The organism is Synechococcus sp. CCAP 1479/10, from assembly GCF_019038515.1.
GTDB lineage: Bacteria > Cyanobacteriota > Cyanobacteriia > PCC-6307 > Cyanobiaceae > Cyanobium.
The window spans coordinates 13808-33674 of sequence record NZ_JAFKRJ010000006.1 but is presented as its reverse complement, the minus strand read 5'-3'; the positions used below and the strand labels follow the sequence as shown (position 1 = coordinate 33674).

Below are 19867 nucleotides of genomic sequence, written 5' to 3'. Positions count from 1 at the left end.
GGTTCAGGCTCTCCAGACGTAGAGCAGCACGAACAGGATGATCCAGATCACATCCACGAAGTGCCAGAACAGGGACGTGGCGATGACGCCTTCTTCACCCCGGTCGTAGTTGCCGGGGACGAAGGATTTAGCCAGCATCAGGCCCATCAGCAGGATGCCGGTGAGCACATGCAGGCCATGGAAGCCGGTGAGCAGATAGAAGGTGCCGCCGAAGGTGCCGGAGGTGAAGCCGAAGCTGAGGCCGCGCCACTCCACCGCCTGGCCGTAGAGGAAATAGGTCCCCATGGCCATGGTCAGTAACCAGAAGCCCCGGAACAGCCAGATCTTCCCCTTGCCCTTGAAATGCTCGGCCACCACCATCGTGAAGGAGCTGGAGACCAGCACCACCGTGTTGATCAGCGGCAGGCGCCATTCGAGGCCGTCCACGCCGGCGGGCAGCCAGTCGAGGGCGGAGAGCCGCAGCAGGGCGTAACCGCTGAAGAACGCCAGGAAGATGACGCTTTCGGAGCACAGGAAGATGATGAAGCCGGTGAGGTTGTGGTTCGCGTGCTGCCCTTCGCCGTGGCCGTGGGTCGCGGCCGTGTCGCCGGGGGTGGCGGGGGTGCTGCTCATCGGTTGGCCTCCTGAAGGGTGAGGGCGCGTTCGATCTCGGCCTGGTGCTCCACCAGCGGTTCACCCGTGCCATAGCCGTAGGGGCGGCTGATCACGGTGGGAACGTGCTCACCGAAGTTGTCCTCCGCCGGGGGTGACGGCAGCAGCCACTCCAGGCCGATGGCGTTCCAGGGGTTGTGCGGGGCCTTCGGCCCCCGGGCCCAGGAGCTGATCATGTTGAGCAGGAAGGGGATGATCGAGACCCCCAGCAGGAAGGCCCCCAGGCTGGCCAGCACGTTCCAGAAGGCGAACTCCGGGTCGTAGGAGGAGACCCGTCGGGGCATGCCCATCAGGCCGAGGGGGTGCATGGGCAGGAAGTTGAGGTTGGCGCCGATGAAGGTGAGCACGAAGTGCAGCTTGCCGAGGCCCTCGTAGGGCATGCGGCCGGTGAACTTGGGGAACCAGTGGTAGATGGCGGCGAACACGCCCATGACGGCCGCGCCATAGATCACGTAGTGGAAGTGACCCACCACGAAGTAGGTGTTGCTGACGTGAATGTCGATCGGCACGGTGGCCAGCATGATGCCGGTGATGCCGGCGAAGACGAAGTTGAACAGGCCACCCAGGCAGAACAGCATCGGGGTGGTGAGCCGGATCTTGCCCCGCCATAGGGTGCCCAGCCAGGCGAACACCTTCACACCGGTGGGCACGGCGATCAGCATCGTGGTGACCATGAACAGGTTGCGCATCCACTGGGTGACGCCACTGGGGAACATGTGGTGCACCCAGACGATCAGCCCCAGGCCGACGATGATGAAGGAGGCCAGGCAAACATAGACGTAGCCGAACAGGGGCTTGCGGGAATAGACGGGAAACAGCTCCGAGAAGATGCCGAACACCGGCAGGATGATCACATACACCGCCGGGTGCGAATAGAACCAGAAGAAGTGCTGATACAGCACCGGATCGCCGCCCCCTTCCGGCCGGTAGAACGAGGTGCCGACGCTGAGATCCAGCAGCAGCATCACGGCGCCGCCGGTGAGGGCGGGCAGGCCGATCAGCTGCAGGGTCTGGGCCGCCAGGGCCGTCCAGCAGAACACGGGCATGCGGAAGAAACCCATGCCCGGCGCCCGCATCCGCAGGATCGTGGTGACGAAGTTCACCGCCCCCATGATCGAGGAGACGCCGGAGAGGGCCACCGCCAGCACCCAGAGGAACTCTCCGTTGATCAGATGGCCGAGGGGGTTCTGGAGACTCACCGGCGGATAGGACCACCAGCCGGAGGTGGCCGGGCCGCTGGGCACGAAGAAGCTGGCGATCAGCAGGATGCCGAACACCGGCACCAGCCAGAAGGCGGCGGTGTTGAGCCGGGGGAAGGCCATGTCGGGGGCACCGATCATGGTGGGAATCAACAGGTTGTTGAGTCCGTTGAGCACCGGAAAGATGAACAGAAACAGCATGATCGTTCCGTGCATCGTGTAGAGACCGTTGTACACGGTGCGATCCACCAGATCGGCCTCGGGCGTGATCAGCTCCCCCCGCATGATCATGGCCAGCAGGCCACCCACGAGAAAGAACAAGAAGGACACCACGATGTACTGGATGCCGATCACCTTGGCATCGGTGCTGAAGCCGAAGTAACGGCGCCAGGAGGCGGGCGCTTCGGGGGAGAGGGCGGTGCTGGTCATGGCCTCAGGCGTCGTGGGGAAGGGAGCTGGAACCGGGGGCGTTCACCAGGGGCGGCGGGGCCGGCACCACCGTGGGCCAGCCGCCGCGGGGGTTGGTCTGGCGGTCGGCGTATTCGTCGACCGCGACGCTGAGGCCCGGCTGCAGGGGGGCGGCGGCGGCCTGCTTCAGCCAGGCGGCATGGTCGTCGGCGGATTCGACCACCACATCGGCCTGGTTGGCGGCGAACCAGGTGCCGCTGAACTGGGAGTCGCGCAGGCGGTAGCGCCCGACGCGGGTGGGGGTGAGGCTGAAGTCGATGGCCCGGCCCGGGATCACGTCCTGCTTGAGCCGGAAGGCCGGAATGAAGAAGCCGTGCAGCACGTCCTCGGAGGTCAGGCGGAAGGTGACCGGCCGATCCAGCTCCAGGTGCAGTTCCGTGCTGGAGACGTGCTGGCCGGGATAGCGGAACTCCCACGACCACTGCCGGGCGATCACCTCCACCTCCTCTGCCGGCCCCTGGCCCTTCGAGGCGCCCATCGCCATCGGCACGGGTTCGCTCAGATGGACGTGCTCCATCGGCCCGAGCACGCCGAGCTCGGTGTTCACCTGGATGGCGTACCAGGCGATGGCCATCACCAGCACCAGCGGGATGGCGGTCCAGATCACCTCGAGGCGGGTGTTGCCCTCGATCGGCTCGGCGTCGCTCTCGTCGTACTTCTCGGCCCGGTGCACGAGCATCACCCAGGCCATCACCGAGATCACCCCCAGGAACACGAAGGTGCCGACGCCGGTCTCGAAGCTGAACAGACCGTCCACCAGCGGGGCGGCATTGGAGGCCTGGACCGGCAGCCAGCGCAGCGACTGCCCCGCAACCCAGAGACTGACCAGCACCAACAGCCCCGCCCAGAGGGCCAGGGCGATGAGGGCGATGGGGCTGGGGCGACGCGGGGGTGCGGAGGTCATGGCAGGGGGGCCCTCAAGGAAGGGCGTCGCGGAGGTCGGCGCCGTTGGCCAGCAATTGGTCGGCGGTGATGTGGACGCCGAATTCGGCCGCCAGTTCGGCCCCGAGGGTGCCGTGCAGACCGATCACCAGGAACAGGGCCAGGCCCACCAGTAGGTAGAGCCACTGGACCTGGCGGCCCATGTCCCGGCGCCACAGAAAGCGCTGGTAGCCCCGCCACACGGTCATGGCGATGATCGCCAGCAGGATCGCCACCCCGCCGACGCCATGCCAGAGCATGGTTTCCATGCTCTGGAGGCCGATGCTGCTGGTGACGCCCGGCAGGGGCACCGCCAGCAGCATCTCGAAGAAACCGGCCGCCACGGTGAAGAAACTGACGATGGCGCAGGCCAGCAGGTTGTACCAGCCCACGTCGTGGAAACCGGCCCGGGTGATCGGCAGGGCCAGGAAGCGGAACACCCGCTTTTCGAGGGGATAGAGGGCCCCGACGACGTCGAAGGCGATGGCGATCACGAACAGGCCGATCGTGAAGTGGACCAGATTCGGGTGGATCGGCAGGCTGTAGGGCAGGTCGTTGGGCCCCAGCCAGTCGCCCAGCTGCCGGATCGGGGCCTCGGCCTGGAGCACGGAGGGGGCCATCAGATCAACCCGGCCCGTCCGGCGGCCACCACCGGCACCGTGTGCAGCCCGTACACCCAGATGAGCTGGTTGCCCAGGGTGACCTGCACCACCACCAGCGCGGCCAGCACCCCGCCGGCGGCCAGGAAGGGCAGCGGCAGGCTCTCTGGGTCCCGGTTGCGCAACACGTAGCGCCAGCCGGTGAGCACCGAGAGGATGCCGGCCAGGGACCAGCCCAGGGTGCTGTGCAGGTTGAGGATCGCCCGGGAGGCGCCATAGGGATCGGCCAGCCCCGCCTCCACCTGGCCGAAGATGATCGCCACGAAGATCGCCCCGGTGGCGAACAGCAGATTCCAGAAGCTGACTTCAAACAGATTCGGCCGCCGCAGCACGACACCGATCAGATCGAAGACCACGCTGATCACCGCCATGGCGATGACGAAGTGGACCACGATCGGATGGAGGGTGTCCATCCAGGGCAGGTTGTGGTCATTGAGGGCTGGCAGCAGTTGCTGCATGGGCACCGGCCACGCTGTGCCCCTTCACCATGGCCGGACCCCGAGAGCTGTCCTGGCTCTGTGAGCTTTTATTGCAGGATTGTGACGATATCCCGACGCGACCGGGAGCTCGCCGTTCCTGGGATCCTCCCTACCTTTCAGGCAACCCGCGGACCGCATCGATGGCGAAGGAACGCTTCTTCCTCGAGCTGGAGCCGAGCGAAGCCGTGATGAAGAGTTGGCCCCATGTGGTAATCGTGGGCGGCGGTTTCGCCGGCCTCAAGGCGGCCCACCGGCTGGCCGGCCAGCCGGTGCGGGTGACCCTGGTGGACAAGCGAAATTTCAATCTTTTCCAGCCGCTGCTGTATCAGGTGGCCTCCGGCCTGGTGTCCGAGGGCGATGTGGCGACGCCCCTGCGGCTGCTGCTCGCCAAGGCGGCCAACGTGCAGGTGCTGCTGGGAGAAGTGGTCGATCTGGATGCCGCCTCCCGGGAGGTGGTCTTCAACGATCGCCGCCTGCGTTACGACAGCCTGATCCTGGCCACCGGCTCCGGCAGCACCTACTTCGGCCATGAGGAGTGGCGGGAACTGGCGCCGCCGATGAAGATCCTCGAGCACGCCGATGAGATCCGGCGGCGGGTGCTGACGGCCCTGGAGGAGGCCGAGCAGACCCCGGATCCGGAACGCTGCCGCTTTCTGCAGTCGGTGGTGGTGGTCGGCGGCGGCCCCTCCGGCTGCGAACTGGCCGGATCGATCAACGAGCTGATGCGCCACGCGGCCCAGCGCGACTTCCGCCAGCTGGACCCCGGGCTCTGCCGCGTCGTGCTCGTCGACCCCGGCGATCGGCTGCTGCGGGCCATGGACCCGTCGCTGTCCAAAGCGGCCGGCGATTACCTCATGTCCTGCGGTGTCGAGCTGGTGCTGGGAGGGCGGGTCCAGAGCATCGAGGCGGGCCGGCTCACGGTGGCCTTCAAGGCACCGGCGCCGGGAATGCCGAGCGAGCGGGTGCTGGAGGCGGCCACCATCTGCTGGAGCGCGGGGGTGCGGGCCTCCCATCTCGGCAAGCTGCTGGCGGAGCGCACCGGTTGCACGGTCGACCGCGGCGGGCGGGTGGTGGTCGAGCCGGACTTCTCGATCGCCGGCCATCCCGAGATCCGGGTGGTGGGCGACCTCTGCTCCTATTCCCACACGGCCGACGGCAAGCCCCTGCCGGGCATGGCCGGCCCGGCGGTGCAGATGGGGGGCTGGGTCGCCCAGGACCTGCTGGCCCAGCTGGTGGGTCGGCGCCAGGCCACGTTCCGCTGGTTCGACTTCGGCAGCATGGCCGTGATCGGTCCCCTCTGCGCCGTCGCCGATCTGCGGGGCCTGAAGTTCACCGGGCCTGTGGGCTGGCTGCTCTGGGGCCTGGCCCACCTCGCCTTCATGCCCGCCAACGAGAACCGCCTCACCCTGCTGACCAAGTGGCTGTGGGTGATCGCCACCCAGCAGCGGGCCAGCCTGCTGATCACCGGCCGGCCCGACCAGCACCTGGGGGTGGAGGTGGGGCTGGAGCGGGCCGAACGGGCGGAGGATCCTGCGCCGGCTTGAAGGGGGGCGCCTCAGAGGCCGGGGCTGCTGTGCATCAGGCCACCATCGGCGAAGATCGTGGTGGCGGTGATGTAGCTGGCGGCGTCGCTGGCCAGGAAGCCCACCACCTTGGCGATCTCCTCCGGCTGGGCCATGCGGCCCATCGGGATGGCGGCGTTGAGCTTGGCCAGCAGCTCGGGATTGTTCATGGTGGAGTCGTTGATCGGCGTGGCCACGGCTCCCGGGCCCACATTGACGATGGTGATGCCGTGGGGCGCCAGCTCCAGGGCCGCGGTTCGGGTGAGCATGCGCACGCCGCCCTTGGCACAGCAGTAGGGGGTGTTGTCGGGCATCGGCCAGTCCTCGTGCACCGAGGAGATGTTGATGATGCGGCCGCCGCCGCCCTGGGCGATCATCTGCTTGGCGGCGAACTGGGTGGCGAAGAAGACGCCCCGCAGGTTGACATCCAGAACCTTGTCGAAGTTATCCGGGGTGGTGGTGAGGATCGAGGTGCGGGTTTCGATGCCGGCATTGTTGATCATCACATCGAGCCGACCGTATTTCTCCACGGTGGTGTCCACCAGGCGCTGCAGGTCATCGAGCTTGCCCACATCGGCCTGAACCCCGAAGCTGCTGCCGCCATAGGCGCCGATTTCACGCTCGAGCTCTTCGGTGGCTTCGGGATGGGAGCGGTAATCGATCACCACCTTGGCACCGAGTTCGGCCAGATACTCCACGATCGATTTGCCGATGCCGCTGTTGCCACCGGTGACGATGGCGACCTTGCCCTGCAGCAGGGTGGAGAGGGCCTTGCCGGCCAGGGGGTTGGAGCTCGTCATCGGGTGGGGCCGGGAAAGGAATGGGGAGGGATCTCCACGCTTTCATCCTAGGGACGGCCACCGAAACGGCTCAGTGAATTGTTGCTGTCAGCATCGGCAACTGATCACCAGGATGCGGTCACCGTGGCGCCACTCCTGATGGCCCCTAGTCTGTGGCGAAAGCGAGTGGAACCAGCCCGATGGACGGCGAGGCGTTGCGGGGGCCGGACAGCAACGGGAACCGGAACGGGTCGGTCCGCCCTTCGGTGACCCGGGGCGCGGCCCTGCTGGTGGCGGCCTTCCTCGCCAACACGTTGCAGAGCGCGTTTGCGCGGGCGGTGGGCAGCGGCATGGACGCCCTGATGTTCACCTGGCTGACGTTCATTCTGGCGCTGCTCCTGCTGATTCCCCTGCTGGTCGTGCGCGGCGGCCGCGATCTGCCGACGCGCGTGTTTCCCCTTCACCTGCTGCGTGGCGGCATGGGCATGGGCGGTTTTCTGCTGTTCATGTCGGCGGCCCAGCTGGTGAATCTTGTCAATGCCAATGTGCTGCTGAACACGACGCCGATGTTCATCCCGTTGCTGGCCTGGCTGGTGCTCAGGCAGCGCATTCCTGCCAGCCTCTGGAAGGCCCTGGCGGTGGGATTTGCCGGGATGGTGATCGTCGTTCAGCCCAATGCCAGTCTCCTGGACAAACCCGGTGATCTGCTTGGCCTGGCGGCCGGATTCGTCTGCGCCATTGAGTTTCTGGCGGTGAAGGCCCTGGGCAGGAGCGAGTCGGCGTTGACGCAGCTCGTCTACTTTCTGACCATCGGCGGTCTGGTCTCCAGCCTGATGATGGTGGGGCGCTTCCATGCCATCACGTCGGATCAGTTCCTGTGGGTGCTGGCTTCGGCCCTCTGCCTGCTCAGTTTCCAGTTTCTGCTGATCCGCGCCTACAGCTATGCCGATCCCAGTGCGATCGGGGCGTTTCAGTATGCCTCCGTGGTCTTCGCCGGCCTGATCGGCTGGATCTGGTTCGGCCAGATCCCGAACGCCGGTGTGGTGGTGGGAACGGTGCTGATCTGTGTCGGTGGGGTGCTGAGCCTGGTGGGGCAGAACCCGCCCCCAACGGTCCCATGACTCTGGCTGCCCCATGACTCTGGCTGTCCAATGACACTGACCCTTCCCCACATCGACAGCCTCGGTTTCACCACGGCCGATGCGGAGGCCAGCGCCGCCTTCTTCGAGACCTGCCTGGGCTTCCGGCGCCTGGGGGAGGCCGTGGTGCTGGAGGGCGGCCCCTACGCCCGGTTGGTGGGCCTGCCCGGAGCCCACCTCCGGGTGCTGCGGCTGGCGATCGGCGCCGAGGTGCTGGAGCTCACCGAGGTGCTGGCGCCGGGGCCCGGTGCCCGTCCGGGGCGGCCGATCCCGGCCGGATCCCGCAGCAACGACCGCTGGTTCCAGCACGCCTGCCTGGTGGTCAACAGCATGGAGGCGGCCCTGGCGGCCCTGCAGCCGGCCTTCGCCGCCGGCCGGATCACGGCGATCTCCTCGGCGCCCCAGCGGCTGCCGGACTGGAATGCGGCCGCCGCCGGCATCGTCGCCTTCAAGTTCCGCGACCCGGATGGCCATCCCCTGGAGCTGCTGCAGTTCCCGCCGGACAAGGGGGAGGCCCGCTGGCATGGCGACGCCCCCGGGCCGGTGCTGGGCATCGACCACAGCGCCATCGGCATCGCCGACACGGTCGCCAGCGTCCGCTTCTACCGAGCCCTGCTGGGCCTGGCCGCCGGCGGCGACGGCGTCAACAGCGGCCCGGAGCAGGACGGCCTCGATGGCCTGGCGGGCACCCGGGTGCGCATCACCGGCCACCGCTGCCCCAGCGGCGCCGGTGTCGAGTGCCTCGACTACCGCGAACCCAACGGTGGCAGGCCGATGCCCGCCGACCAGGGCCTCCAGGACCTGGCCCACTGGCAGCTGCGCCTGCGGGTGGCCGACCTGGAGACCGTCGCCGAGCGGGCCGTGGCCCTGGGCGGGCGTCCGATCTCCCCAGGGATCATCACGCTGGGGGATCAGGCGGAGTGGTTCGGGGCTGGTCGGGCCCTGCAGCTGGCGGATCCGGATGGCCATCGCCTGCAGCTGCTGCAGAACTGAGACCCACCACCAGCACCACGATCGAGCGGGGGCCCAGGGTGTAGGTGTCCGCCTCCAGGGATGGCGCACTGATCCAGGGCACGATGTCCTCCGGGCTGGGCCGGGAGGTGTCGATCCAGCGGCGCCAGCTCGGCTGGTCGCCCTCGGCGGCGGGCAGCCGGAAGCGCAGCGGCTCCCACCAGGCGTTGACCATGGCGTGCCAGCGGAAACGGTGGTCGACGCTGGTGATCGTCGTGGCGAAGGAGCGGGAGCTCTCGCTCCAGTCGGGCTGGTCGGGCTCGACCCCATGCCAGCGGACGTGATGGCGCCGCACCAGCTCGCCGAGGCTGAGGTTGCGGGCGTTGATCACCACGTCGCGGCGCTGGCGGTAGGCGAGCAGCTCCCGCACGAAGCGGTGCAGGTCGGCGTTGCGCCCCAGCAGCGACCAGTCGAGCCAGCTGATCGGGTTGTCCTGGGCGTAGGCGTTGTTGTTGCCCTGCTGGCTGCGGCCGAGCTCATCGCCCATGGCCAGCATCGGCGTGCCGACCGCCAGCAGCAGCATGGTCAGCAGGTTGCGGCTCTGGCGGGCGCGCAGGGCCAGGACCTCGTCGTCGCTGGTGTCCCCCTCGATGCCGCAGTTCCAGCTGGCGTTGTCGTCGCTGCCGTCGCGGTTGCCCTCGCCGTTGGCCCCGTTGTGCTTGGCGTCGTAGCTGACCAGGTCGGCCAGGGTGAAGCCGTCGTGGCAGGTGATGAAGTTGACGCTGGCCTCGGCCTCCCGCTGCTTGTGCCCGTAGATGTCGGGGCTGCCCATCAGCCGCTGGCCGACGCTGGCCGCCAGGCCCCCGTCCCCCTTGATGAAGCGGCGCACATCGTCGCGGAAGCGGCCGTTCCACTCCTGCCAGTTGTCGCCGACGAAGCTGCCCACCTGATAAAGCCCGGCGGCATCCCAGGCCTCGGCGATCAGCTTGGTCCCGGCCAGCACCGGATCGGTGTCGATGTCCCAGAGGACCGGCGAGAGGGGGGTGGGTCGGCCGGTCTGGTCCCGGTCCAGCACCGAGGCCAGATCGAAGCGGAAGCCATCGACATGCAGGTGCTGCACCCAGTGGCGCAGGCTTTCGCGGATCAGGCGCCGCACCACCGGGTGGTTGGCGTTGAAGGTGTTGCCGCAGCCGGTGTCGTCGATGTAGGTGCCGTCCCCGTTCTGCAGGTAGTAGTCGCCGTCCGCCAGGCCCCGGAAGCAGAACGCCGGCCCTTCGGCGTCCCCTTCGGCGGTGTGGTTGAACACCACATCCAGGATCACCTCGATGCCGGCGCGGTGCAGCGCCTTGACCAGGTCGCGGAATTCGTCGATCACCGCCAGGGGATCGGTGCTGCAGGCGTAGCCCGGATGGGGCGCGAAGAAGGAGACCGGCTGGTAGCCCCAGTAATTGAGCAGGCCGGCGGGGGCCGCCAGGGGATCGAAGGCGAACACCGGCAGCAGTTCCACCGCCGTGATGCCCAGGTCCTGGAGGTAGGGGATCTTGCTGATCAGGCCCCGGTAGGTGCCCGCCTGCTCCGGCGGCAGGCCGGCGCTGGGGTGGGCGGTGAAGCCGCGCACGTGCAGCTCGTAGATCACCGTCTCGCGGGAGGGCCGGTGCAGGGGCCGATCCCCTTCCCAGTCGTAGGCGTGCGGGTCGGCCACGACGCTCTTCATGGCGGTGCCCCAGTCGCCGGAGCTGCTGCGGCCGGGGGCGCGGCCGTAGCCCGGCGGCATCGCCAGGGCCAGCCCATGGGGATCGAGCAGCAGGTTGGCCGGATCGAAGCGCAGCCCCAGCTGCGGCAGCCGGGGTCCCTCGACGCTCCAGCCGTAGGGCTGGCCCGGCCCGATCCCCTCCAGCCGGCAGTGCCAGTAGTCGCCGGTGCGGTGCCGGTCGGGATCGAGGCGGAGGCGCTGGCTGGGCACGGCATCCTCGACGCGCGCGAACAGGCACAGCTCCACCGCCGTCGCCCGCCGGGCATAGAGGCTGAAGTTGACCCAGCCCTCGCTGACCGAGGCGCCCAGGGGGGCACTGCTGCCCGGGGACGGCAGGGCCGCCGTGCATGAGGTCATGGCGTCGGCAGGGGTGGAGGGGACAGGGGGCCCGCCCACCGCATGATGGCCAGGACCCCCGGTTTCGCCCGGCCCCGCCGCGGCGCCGTCCGTCGACCCTGCTTACGGTGAGCCGGCAAGCCCTCCAGCTGGTGCGCCCGCCGATGGATCTCGAGATCGTCACCCTGCTCGTGCCCACCGGCCCTTCGCTGGCGGCCGGCGCCGCGCTGCTGGTGCTGCGGCTGTTCGTGGGGGTGGCCTTCATCCGCCACGGCTGGCCGAAGCTGCGCAACCTGCGCACCTGGTCCACGGCGATGAAGACGCCGGAATGGCTCTGCTTCCTCTCGGCGGCCTCGATGTGGGGCGCCGGGATCGCCCTGATCCCTGGCCTGCTCACCCCCCTGGCGGCCCTGGCGATCCTGGTGTCGATGGCCTACGCCATGGTGCTGGAGCTGGTCTCCGGGTTCCCGTTCATCGCCCCGGATCCCTATCAGATTCCCGAGGGTGACTACGCCGGACCGATGGGTGTGGGCGAGCCGCCCAGCTGGGAGAAGGCGGCCATGTATGTGGTGATGTGCCTGGTGCTGATCACCTCCGGCGGCGGCCTCCTCTCCCTCGACAACCTGCTGATCGCCGACCTGCTGGGCGCGGTTCTCTGAGGCATCCCGCGGGTTCGGGAGGGGATCACTCGCGCTCAGGCGCTGCCGTGGGGTGATGGTCCTCCCGCTCGCCGCCCCAGTACTTGAAGGCCAGCAGGGCCAGGGTCACCACGGCCATGCCGGCGCCGGCCAGGAAGATGTCAGAGCCGGCGACGGAGTGGGCAAGGTCCTCGGCGTCGAAGCTGTTGAGCAGCTCGAGGAAGGAGATCGCCATCGCCAGGATGATGAAGTTGGCGAACATGCCCTTCACTTCGTGGAAGTTCCGGAAGCTGAGGGTCTTCGGCAGTTTCAGCTCGCTGATGAACAGCGAGTACATGCCGATCGCCAGGGCCAGGCAGCCCGTTCCGACCAGCAGCAGGTCGATCCCTTCGAGGATGTCCATCTCGAAGCGGTTGAGGTCCACCAGGTCGGTGATGCTGACCAGGGCCAGCCGCAACTGCTCCAGGATCAGCCGGCTGCCGCGGATGAACAGGGCCAGGCAGCTGGCCAGCAGCGCCAGGATCGGCACCAGGGTGAGGTAGCGGGCGCGGACGAGCAGGCGGCGCAGCATGGCGGGCAGGGGTGGAAGGGGTGTCAGGGCAGGGGCGGCAGGCGCGGACAGGCCTCCACCAGGGTGCGGGTGATCGCGGCCTGGGGATGGGCCAGCAGCGCGGCCCCGGCCCCCTGCTCCACGACTCGGCCGCCTTCGAGCACGAGGACGCGGTGGCAGAAGCCGCCGGCCACCGAAAGGTCGTGGGTGATGAACAGCATGCCCAGGCCGAGCTGGCCCTGCAGGCGGCGCAGCAGGGCCAGCACGTCGGCCTGGACCTCGGCGTCGAGCATGCTGACGCTCTCGTCGCAGAGCAGCACCTGGGGGTCCAGGATCAGGGCGCGGGCGATGGCCACCCGCTGCTGCTGGCCGCCCGAGAGCTGGCGGGGCAGACGGTTTTCGAAGGATTCGGGCGGATTCAGCCCCACCAAGGCCAGCTGCTCCCTGGCGCGGCGGCGGGCCTCCGGCCGGCCGGCCAGCCCATGGATCAGCAGGGGATCGGCCACCGCCTCCCCCACGGTCATCTGGGGGTTGAGGCAGGCCAGGGGATCCTGGAAGACCATCTGCAGCCGGCGCCGGGCCCGCCGCAGGGGCCGTCCCCCCAGGCGCCGCAGGTCGACCCCCTGGAGCCGCACCGCCCCGCCCCGCACCGGCGCCAGCCCCATCAGGGCGCGGCAGAGGCTGCTCTTGCCGCAGCCCGACGCCCCGACCACGCCGATGGTTTCCCCCTCGTGCAGGGTCAGGCTCACCCCGTCGACCGCCTTGATCCAGCGCGGCTGCCAGGGCAGGGAGGGCAGCGGGTGCCAGCTGCGCAGTTCCTCCACCTCCAGCAGCACCGGCGCGGCGGCGGGGGCCTCGCTGCGCCCGCCCTCCCGCTCCCGGGCGGCGCCCACCAGCCGCTGGGCCAGGGGCGAGGCCGGGGCCGTGAGCAGCCGGTGGCTGGGGGCCTCCTCCACCAGCCGGCCCTGATCGAGCACGGCGATGCGGTCGCACCAGCGGCCGGCCATGGCCAGGTCGTGGCTGATCAGCAGCAGGGCACTGCCGGTTTCGGTGCAGAGCTCGCTCAGCTGGGCCATCACCTGTCCGGCGACGGCCACATCCAGGCTGGTGGTGGGTTCGTCGGCGATCACCAGGGGCGGCTGCAGGGCCAGGGCCAGGGCGATGGCCAGGCGCTGGCGCATGCCGCCGCTGAACTCGTGGGGGAAGCTGCCGTAGCGCTCCGGGGCGATCCCCACCCGGGCCAGCAGCTCCCGGGCCCGCTCCCGGCCCCCGCCGCGGTGGGCGGCCAGGGTGTCGCGCAGGTGCTCGCCGATGGTGAGCAGGGGGTTGAGCCGGGTCATCGGGTCCTGGAACACCAGGCCCACCGCCTCGCCCCGCAGCCGCCTGAGGGCGCCGCGCCTGAGCCGCCGGGGATCCTGCCCCGCCAGCAGCAGCTCGCCGTCGCAGCTGCTTCCCGGGGGCAGCAACTGCAGCACGGCCCGGGCCACGGTGCTCTTGCCGCAGCCCGAGGGGCCCACCAGGGCCAGCCGTTCACCGGCGCTGAGGGTCAGATCGAGCCCGTCGAGGGTGGGCCGCTCACTGCCCGGGTAGCGCACCTGCAGACCACCGATCCGCAGCACCGGGGCCGCAGGCTGGGACGGGGCGGGCAGGGCCATGGACGACACCGGCGGCGCCCAGTCTGGATGGCCGAATGCGCAAATCCCCTGGTTCGTGACGATTGCCCCATACCATGGGTGGACCCTGAAGGGTGTGATGCTGAGGGTGGCACCGGATCAAGGTTCCTCTCCGCTGGCTTACGCCTCGGCCGTAACTCCTGGTGCAGAGGGGATCCAGGAGGTGTCAGCCACCGCCGCCCCCGAGCGCGACTACGGCGTCCCCCTGCCGGCCTGGCTGCGCCAGAGCCTCCAGCAGTTCCCGCCCGCCGGCGAGGAGGCGCGCCCCGTCGACCCGGAAGCCCTGGTGGCCACGGCCTTCGACTTCGCCTACCAGCTCCACGACGGCCAGTTCCGGGCCAGCGGCGAGCCCTACATCGTCCATCCGATCGCCGTCGCCGGCCTGCTGCGCGACATCGGCGCCAGTGCGGCGGTGATCGCCGCCGGCTTCCTCCATGACGTGGTGGAGGACACCCAGGTCACCCCCGAGGAGATCGAGGCCCGCTTCGGCGAGGAGGTGCGCGCCCTGGTGGAGGGGGTCACCAAGCTGGGCGGCATCCATTTCACCAACCGCACCGAGGCCCAGGCGGAGAACCTGCGCCGCATGTTCCTGGCCATGGCCAGCGACATCCGGGTGGTGCTGGTCAAGCTGGCCGACCGGCTGCACAACATGCGCACCCTCGGCGCCCTCAAGCCCGAGAAGCAGCAGCGCATCGCCCGGGAGACCCGCGACATCTACGCCCCCCTGGCCAACCGCCTGGACATCGGCCGCTTCAAGTGGGAGCTGGAGGACCTGGCCTTCAAGGTGCTGGAGCCCGAGTCCTACCGCGACGTGCAGCAGCAGGTCGCCACCAAGCGGAGCGAACGGGAGGAGCGGCTGGGGACCACGGTGCAGCTGCTGCGCGACCGGCTGGTGGCGGCGGGGCTGCAGGAGTGCGAGGTGAGCGGCCGGCCCAAGCACCTCTACGGCATCTGGAGCAAGATGCAGCGCCAGCAGAAGGCCTTCCACGAGATCTACGACGTGGCGGCGCTGCGGATCCTCTGCCCGAGCGTCGAGAGCTGCTACCGGGCCCTGGCGGTGGTGCACGACATCTTCCGGCCGATCCCCGGTCGCTTCAAGGACTACATCGGCCTGCCCAAACCCAACGGCTACCAGTCCCTGCACACCGCCGTGATCGGCCGGCACCGGCCCATCGAGGTCCAGATCCGCACCACCGACATGCACCAGGTGGCGGAGTACGGCATCGCCGCCCACTGGAAGTACAAGGAGGGGGGCTCGCCGGCCGCCGGCGACACCGAACGCTTCAACTGGCTGCGGCAGCTGGTCGACTGGCAGAAGGATGACGGCGGCGAGGACAGCAGCGACTTCCTGGCCTCGATCAAGGAGGACCTCTTCGACGAGGAGGTGTTCGTGTTCACCCCCAAGGGGGATGTGGTGGGGCTGCGCAAGGGCTCCACCGCCGTGGACTTCGCCTTCCGCATCCACTCGGAGGTGGGCAACCACTGCCAGGGCGTGCGCATCAACGACCGCCTCTGTCCCCTGGCCACGCCGTTGCAGAACGGCGACTTCGTGCAGGTGATCACCGCCAAGAACGCCCACCCGAGCCTCGACTGGCTCAACTTCGTGGCCACCCCCACGGCCCGCAACCGCATCCGGGGCTGGTACAAGCGCAGCCACCGCGACGACAACATCCAGCGCGGCACGGAGATGCTGGAACGGGAGCTGGGCCGTGACGGCTTCGACGCCCTGCTGAACGGGGAGGCGATCGCCCGGGTGGCGAAGCGTTGCAACCTGGTGGGCACCGAGGACCTGCTGGCGGCCCTGGGGTTCGGTGGCGTCACCCTGCAGCAGGTGCTCAACCGCCTGCGGGAGGAGGTGCGCCTCAGCACCGCCGCCGCCGCCCCCACCCCCACCAACGAGGAGGTGGCCGCCGGGGTGGCCGCGGCCCAGCCGCGCCACGCCCCCCACGGGCACCCGTCGAACAGCCCGATCCTGGGCCTCGAGGGACTGGAGTACCGCCTGGGCGGCTGCTGCAGCCCCCTGCCCGGGGAGGGGATCGTGGGCACCGTGGCCCTGGGCAACCACGGCATCACCATCCATCGCCAGGACTGCGCCAACGTGCCCCAGGTGCCGGTGGAACGGCGGCTGCCGGTGCGCTGGAACCCGCTCGGCGAGGCCCAGCAGCGGCGCTACCCGGTGCGGCTGCGCATCGAGGTGCTGGATCGGGTGGGGGTGCTGAAGGACATCCTGATGCGCCTCTCCGACCACCGCATCAACGTCAGCGATGCCCGGGTGCGCACCAGCGCCGGCAAGCCGGCCCGCATCGACCTGCGGGTCGAGCTGCTCAGCGCCGCCCAGCTGCGCACCACCATGGACCAGATCCGCTCGATGGCCGACGTGCTCGACCTCTGCCGCACCGGCATCGGCTGAACCACCGCGAGCCCTGCCGCCCCTAGGCGGCGGCCCGGCGGGCACCCAGCAGAACCTGCTTCATGCTGCCGTTGGCCTGGAGGGACAGCACCAGCAGATAGGCCGCCAGAAACAGAATCCCGCCCACCGCGGCCAGCAGGCCAAGGCCCAGTCCCTTGGCGGAGAAGTCATCTCTCCAGGCCACCCAGAGGCCCGTGAGCAGCAGCATGCCGAGGAAATCCAGATCGAACTGCCCGGGCCAGCCCATCGCCCGAACGTCCGCGATGAAGACACGCACCAGGTCGATGCCGTGGTGCGGCACCACCACCAGCGTGTAACCGGCGACGGCCAGCCACAGCAGCACGAGAGCGGCACGAAAGGCGGTCATGGTGGAAGGGTCCAGCGGAGCAATCCTCCAGTCTGGAGCGATCCGCCGAATTTCTCGGCTCTCCCGATGACATGTCGGGGTGACGTGGCCATGCGGCCTGGCCGTCACTTCATGATCAGCACGTCCACCCCCGGGGTCCGGCTGCGCACCAGGACGCCCACGTCGTGGTCGCCGCGGTGGAACTGCAGGTTGATCTCCTCGTCCCCCAGGCGCAGCCCGTTGAAGTCGAGGACGTTCAGCCCCATCGGCAGGGTGGGGTTGCGCAGACGCACCTGCACACGGCCGCTGCCCTGGTCGCGCTCGATCGACATCCCGGTGATCGCCTCCAGCAGACCGAACACGCTGGCGCTGGCCCAGGCCTGGGGGCTGCAGGCCACCGGGTAGGAGGTGGGCCCCTCCTCCTCCCGGCGCTGGAAGCCGCAGAACAGCTCCGGCAGGCGGTACATCGGCAAGGCGCAGGCGGTCTCGAACATCCCCGTGAGGATCTGCAGCGCTTCGGAGCGATGGCCGTAACGGGCCAGGCCCATGGCGATCAGGGCGTTGTCATGGGGCCAGACGGAGCCGTTGTGGTAGCTCATCGGGTTGTAGCGACGCTCCCGTTCATCGAGGGTGCGGATGCCCCAGCCGTTGAAGCTGGAGGGGGCCATCAGGCGCCGGGCGATCGCCGCCGCCGCCTGGGGACTGGCGATGCCGGTCAGGAGGCAATGGCCGGCATTCGAGGCGCGCACCTGGCAGGGCTCACCTGAACCATCCAGGGCCAGGGCATAGGAATCGATCGACGGCGTCCAGAAGGCCTGATGGAACCGTCGCTTCAGCGCGGCGGCCTCCTCCAGGAGCCCATGGGCCTCGCTGGTCCGGTCCAGGCGCTCCAGGATCGAGGCGTACGCCCGACGCGCCCCGTAGACATAGGCCTGCACTTCACAGAGGGCGATCGAGCCTTCCGCCAGACGGCCATCGGCGTGGTGGATGGCGTCGTCGGAATCCTTCCACCCCTGGTTGCGCAGTCCCCCCTGGGAAGCCCGCCTGTAGTGGACGAACCCATCCGCACTGGAGGCCTCGGCCCGGCGGATCCAGGCCATCGCCGCCTCCAGCTCCGGCAGCAGCCCGGCGATGAAATCGCGATCATCACTGCGGCGCAGATAGTCGCCCGCCAGCATCAGAAACAGGGGCGTGGAGTCGACGGCACCGTAATAACTGGCGAACGGCACTTCTCCGAGGGCCGCCATCTCGCCGAGCCGCGCTTCGTGCAGGATCTTGCCGGGCTCCTCGTCGTGCGCCGGATCCTCCACGAGGGCCTGGTTGCTGGCCAGATAGCCCAGCACCCCCCGTGCCAGGCGGGGCTCCACCATCAGCATCTGGCGCGCCGTGATCAGGCCGTCCCGGCCGAACGGACAGCTGAACCAGGGAATCCCGGCGTACGGGTAGAGCCCATCCTCCACCCGGCTGGCCAGCAGGTGCACATCCGAGAAGGAACGCATCAGCCAGCTGTTGAAGGCCGGGCTATCGGTGATCACGGAGGCCGCGCTGCGGCGGGCGTCGCGGAACCACTCGATCGTGGCGGTCATGGCGGCGCTGTAGTGCTGCTCCGCGCCCAGGGGCTGATCCGTGGGCTGGAAATCCAGCACCAGGTAGAGCCGGCGGGTCTGGCGCGGCTCCAGGGTGAGCACCAGAGCGACGTGATCCCCATCGACGTCCTGGACCGGATCGCTGAGCCGCAGGACCGTGAGTCGATCCTCCCCGTCCAGGCCCCTGTAGGTGAGCGCGAGCGTGCCAGGCCCGCCCTGGACAATGCGGCCGCGCTGCAGGCGCTTGTAGCCCCTCACCTCGAAGATGTCCCGGAAGTCGGCATCCAGCCGCACGCTCAGCGGGATCTGGATGGGCTTCTCCTCGTAGCTGGTGAAGCAGAACTGCTGCAGGAACGCCGTCGCCGTCAGGACCGTGCTGCGCTCCAGATGCAGGGTCATGGCGGCGGAGCCACCGGCCCCGTCCTCGTTGTTGCTGAGATGGCTGACCAGCACGCCCACCGCCCCACGCTCGGTGGCGCCCAGCACCACTGGCGGCCGGTTCCAGAGCAGAACCTGCAGCCGGCTCACATGGCGGGTGCCGCGGAAATAGATGCCGGTGTCGTGCTGCAGTTCCGGGCAGATCTCGCCGCGGGAATCCAGGATCGCGAAGGTTTCCTCGTTCTTGAGAACGTAAGGAGGCAGCGGATCAGGCATGCACCGGGATCCGGTGGACGTTGTTGTGGCAGCGACTGGCCTGGATCAGGTGCCGGTAGAGCTGCTCATAGTCCTCGGCCTGACGACTGACCGAGAAACAGACTTCGAAGTGGCTGCGGACCCGGGCGCGGTCCAGCTGCTCCAGCCGGCCGATCGCGGCAATGGCCTCCTCGATCGAATCCACCAGGAAGCCGTTGATCCCATCGAGAATCACCTCGGGGGTCGAGCCGTTGCGCCAGGCGATCACGGGCGTGCCGCAGGCGTTGGCCTCGATCATCACCAGGCCGAAGGGCTCCGGCCAGTCGATCGGGAACAGCAGGGCCAGGGCATCCGCCAGCAACTCCTGCTTGCCGTCATCGTTGACCTCGCCGATGAATTCCACCAGCGGATTGTTGAGCATCAGTGGTTCGATCTGCTCATGGAAGTAGGTACGATCCACAGGGTCGATCTTGGCCGCCACCTTCAGTGGCAGCCCCACCGCCGTGGCGATCGCGATGGCGCGATCGAGCCGTTTCTCCGGTGAGATGCGACCGACGAAGGCCAGGTAGGGGGAAGGGGAATCCTGGTAGCGATAGAGGTCGGTGGGCAGCCCGTGGTAGACGGTTCCCAGCCAGTTGGCCTGGGGTACGGGCAGGCGCTGGAACTCCGAGATGGAGACCAGCGGCATCTGATGGAAATGGCTGTACAGCTTCGTCTGCTCGGGGGCATGCAGGGGGCCGTGCACCGTGCTCAGGTGGGGCACCCCGAGCAGTGACGCCAGGGGGAAATGGCCATGGCCGTTGTGAAAGTGGAGGATGTCGAAGTCATCGTGCCTCTTCACCACATGATCAAGCTGAATGGCCTCATGAACGCTGGGATCACCGCCGTTTCCGCTCTGCCGCAGGGACTGCGGGACACAGGGGAACAGTTCGGCATTGGTGAGGGAGTCGCCGCTGGCAAACAGCACCACCTCATGGCCGCGGCGGACCAGTTCCTCGGTGAGGTAATGAACGACCCGCTCCGTTCCCCCATAGCCGATCGGCGGAACTCTCTCATGGAGCGTTGAAATCTGCGCGATTCTCATCATCACCCCTTCCTGCGTCAGGACTTTCACTCCCTTTAACCTTATGCAGG

The 19867-nt window shown here is 68.7% G+C and carries 17 protein-coding genes; 5 read left to right on the top strand and 12 right to left on the bottom strand.

The features are described 5' to 3' along the window. Positions 1-3 precede the first annotated feature (3 nt). The 5 genes from KUG39_RS01690 to KUG39_RS01670 are packed head-to-tail and all read right to left on the bottom strand — an operon-like array spanning position 4 to position 4356. Complete coding sequence (locus KUG39_RS01690) at positions 4-612, bottom strand: cytochrome c oxidase subunit 3 (protein WP_216913797.1); 609 nt, start codon at positions 610-612, stop codon at positions 4-6. Further along, on the bottom strand, positions 609-2279 hold the full coding sequence (locus KUG39_RS01685; protein ID WP_216913799.1) for a cytochrome c oxidase subunit I: 1671 nt from the start codon (positions 2277-2279) through the stop codon (positions 609-611). The genes KUG39_RS01690 and KUG39_RS01685 overlap by 4 nt, the downstream gene beginning before the upstream one ends. 4 nt (positions 2280-2283) lie before the next feature. Then, on the bottom strand, positions 2284-3222 hold the full coding sequence (locus KUG39_RS01680) for a cytochrome c oxidase subunit II (protein ID WP_216913801.1): 939 nt from the start codon (positions 3220-3222) through the stop codon (positions 2284-2286). A 13-nt stretch (positions 3223-3235) separates the two neighbouring features. After that, on the bottom strand, positions 3236-3859 hold the full coding sequence (locus tag KUG39_RS01675; RefSeq protein WP_216913803.1) for a DUF2231 domain-containing protein: 624 nt from the start codon (positions 3857-3859) through the stop codon (positions 3236-3238). Beyond that, complete coding sequence (locus KUG39_RS01670; RefSeq protein WP_216913805.1) at positions 3859-4356, bottom strand: DUF2231 domain-containing protein; 498 nt, start codon at positions 4354-4356, stop codon at positions 3859-3861. The genes KUG39_RS01675 and KUG39_RS01670 overlap by 1 nt, the downstream gene beginning before the upstream one ends. A 161-nt stretch (positions 4357-4517) precedes the next feature. Between KUG39_RS01670 and KUG39_RS01665 the strand changes: the two genes are divergently transcribed. After that, positions 4518-5921 carry an NAD(P)/FAD-dependent oxidoreductase gene (locus KUG39_RS01665; protein ID WP_216913807.1) on the top strand — a complete coding sequence of 468 codons (1404 nt, stop codon included), beginning with the start codon at positions 4518-4520 and terminating at the stop codon, positions 5919-5921. A gap of 11 nt (positions 5922-5932) precedes the next feature. On the opposite strand, the gene KUG39_RS01660 is transcribed toward KUG39_RS01665, so the two are convergent. Next, complete coding sequence (locus tag KUG39_RS01660) at positions 5933-6739, bottom strand: SDR family NAD(P)-dependent oxidoreductase (RefSeq protein WP_094585754.1); 807 nt, start codon at positions 6737-6739, stop codon at positions 5933-5935. Between the two features lie 245 nt (positions 6740-6984). On the opposite strand from KUG39_RS01660, the gene KUG39_RS01655 reads away from it, so the two are divergent. Together KUG39_RS01655 and KUG39_RS01650 are read left to right on the top strand one after the other, a co-directional pair. After that, complete coding sequence (locus tag KUG39_RS01655) at positions 6985-7839, top strand: DMT family transporter (RefSeq protein WP_216913809.1); 855 nt, start codon at positions 6985-6987, stop codon at positions 7837-7839. A gap of 30 nt (positions 7840-7869) precedes the next feature. After that, on the top strand, positions 7870-8850 hold the full coding sequence (locus KUG39_RS01650) for a VOC family protein (RefSeq protein ID WP_286192986.1): 981 nt from the start codon (positions 7870-7872) through the stop codon (positions 8848-8850). Here KUG39_RS01650 and glgX read toward each other — a convergent pair. Next, positions 8756-10918, bottom strand: coding sequence for a glycogen debranching protein GlgX (gene glgX, locus KUG39_RS01645; protein WP_216913810.1), 2163 nt, complete (start codon positions 10916-10918; stop codon positions 8756-8758). The two genes, KUG39_RS01650 and glgX, sit on opposite strands and share 95 nt — an antisense overlap. A 143-nt stretch (positions 10919-11061) precedes the next feature. Between glgX and KUG39_RS01640 the strand changes: the two genes are divergently transcribed. Continuing rightward, positions 11062-11556, top strand: a complete 495-nt coding sequence (locus tag KUG39_RS01640) for a DoxX family protein (protein ID WP_190610546.1) — start codon at positions 11062-11064, stop codon at positions 11554-11556. A gap of 25 nt (positions 11557-11581) precedes the next feature. Here the strand turns inward: KUG39_RS01640 and KUG39_RS01635 are convergent, their stop codons facing one another. Beyond that, positions 11582-12106 carry a YqhA family protein gene (locus KUG39_RS01635; RefSeq protein WP_190610396.1) on the bottom strand — a complete coding sequence of 175 codons (525 nt, stop codon included), beginning with the start codon at positions 12104-12106 and terminating at the stop codon, positions 11582-11584. Between the two features lie 23 nt (positions 12107-12129). Then, complete coding sequence (locus KUG39_RS01630; protein WP_216913812.1) at positions 12130-13740, bottom strand: ABC transporter ATP-binding protein; 1611 nt, start codon at positions 13738-13740, stop codon at positions 12130-12132. A 97-nt stretch (positions 13741-13837) separates the two neighbouring features. On the opposite strand from KUG39_RS01630, the gene KUG39_RS01625 reads away from it, so the two are divergent. Then, a complete protein-coding gene (locus KUG39_RS01625; RefSeq protein WP_216913814.1) occupies positions 13838-16168 on the top strand; it encodes a RelA/SpoT family protein in 2331 nt (776 codons plus the stop codon). A 22-nt stretch (positions 16169-16190) separates the two neighbouring features. Here the strand turns inward: KUG39_RS01625 and KUG39_RS01620 are convergent, their stop codons facing one another. The 3 genes from KUG39_RS01620 to KUG39_RS01610 all read right to left on the bottom strand — a co-directional run bounded on the left by KUG39_RS01620 (position 16191) and on the right by KUG39_RS01610 (position 19817). Then, positions 16191-16535 (bottom strand): hypothetical protein, encoded by a 345-nt coding sequence (locus tag KUG39_RS01620; RefSeq protein ID WP_216913816.1) that lies wholly within the window; start codon positions 16533-16535, stop codon positions 16191-16193. A 104-nt stretch (positions 16536-16639) separates the two neighbouring features. Then, on the bottom strand, positions 16640-18754 hold the full coding sequence (locus KUG39_RS01615) for an amylo-alpha-1,6-glucosidase (RefSeq protein ID WP_094585762.1): 2115 nt from the start codon (positions 18752-18754) through the stop codon (positions 16640-16642). Next, the gene (locus KUG39_RS01610; RefSeq protein WP_216913818.1) at positions 18747-19817 is read right to left on the bottom strand and encodes a glycosyltransferase family 4 protein; all 1071 of its coding nucleotides are present in this window, start codon (positions 19815-19817) and stop codon (positions 18747-18749) included. Before KUG39_RS01610 ends, KUG39_RS01615 begins: the two co-directional genes overlap by 8 nt. Between the last annotated feature and the right edge of the window lie 50 nt (positions 19818-19867).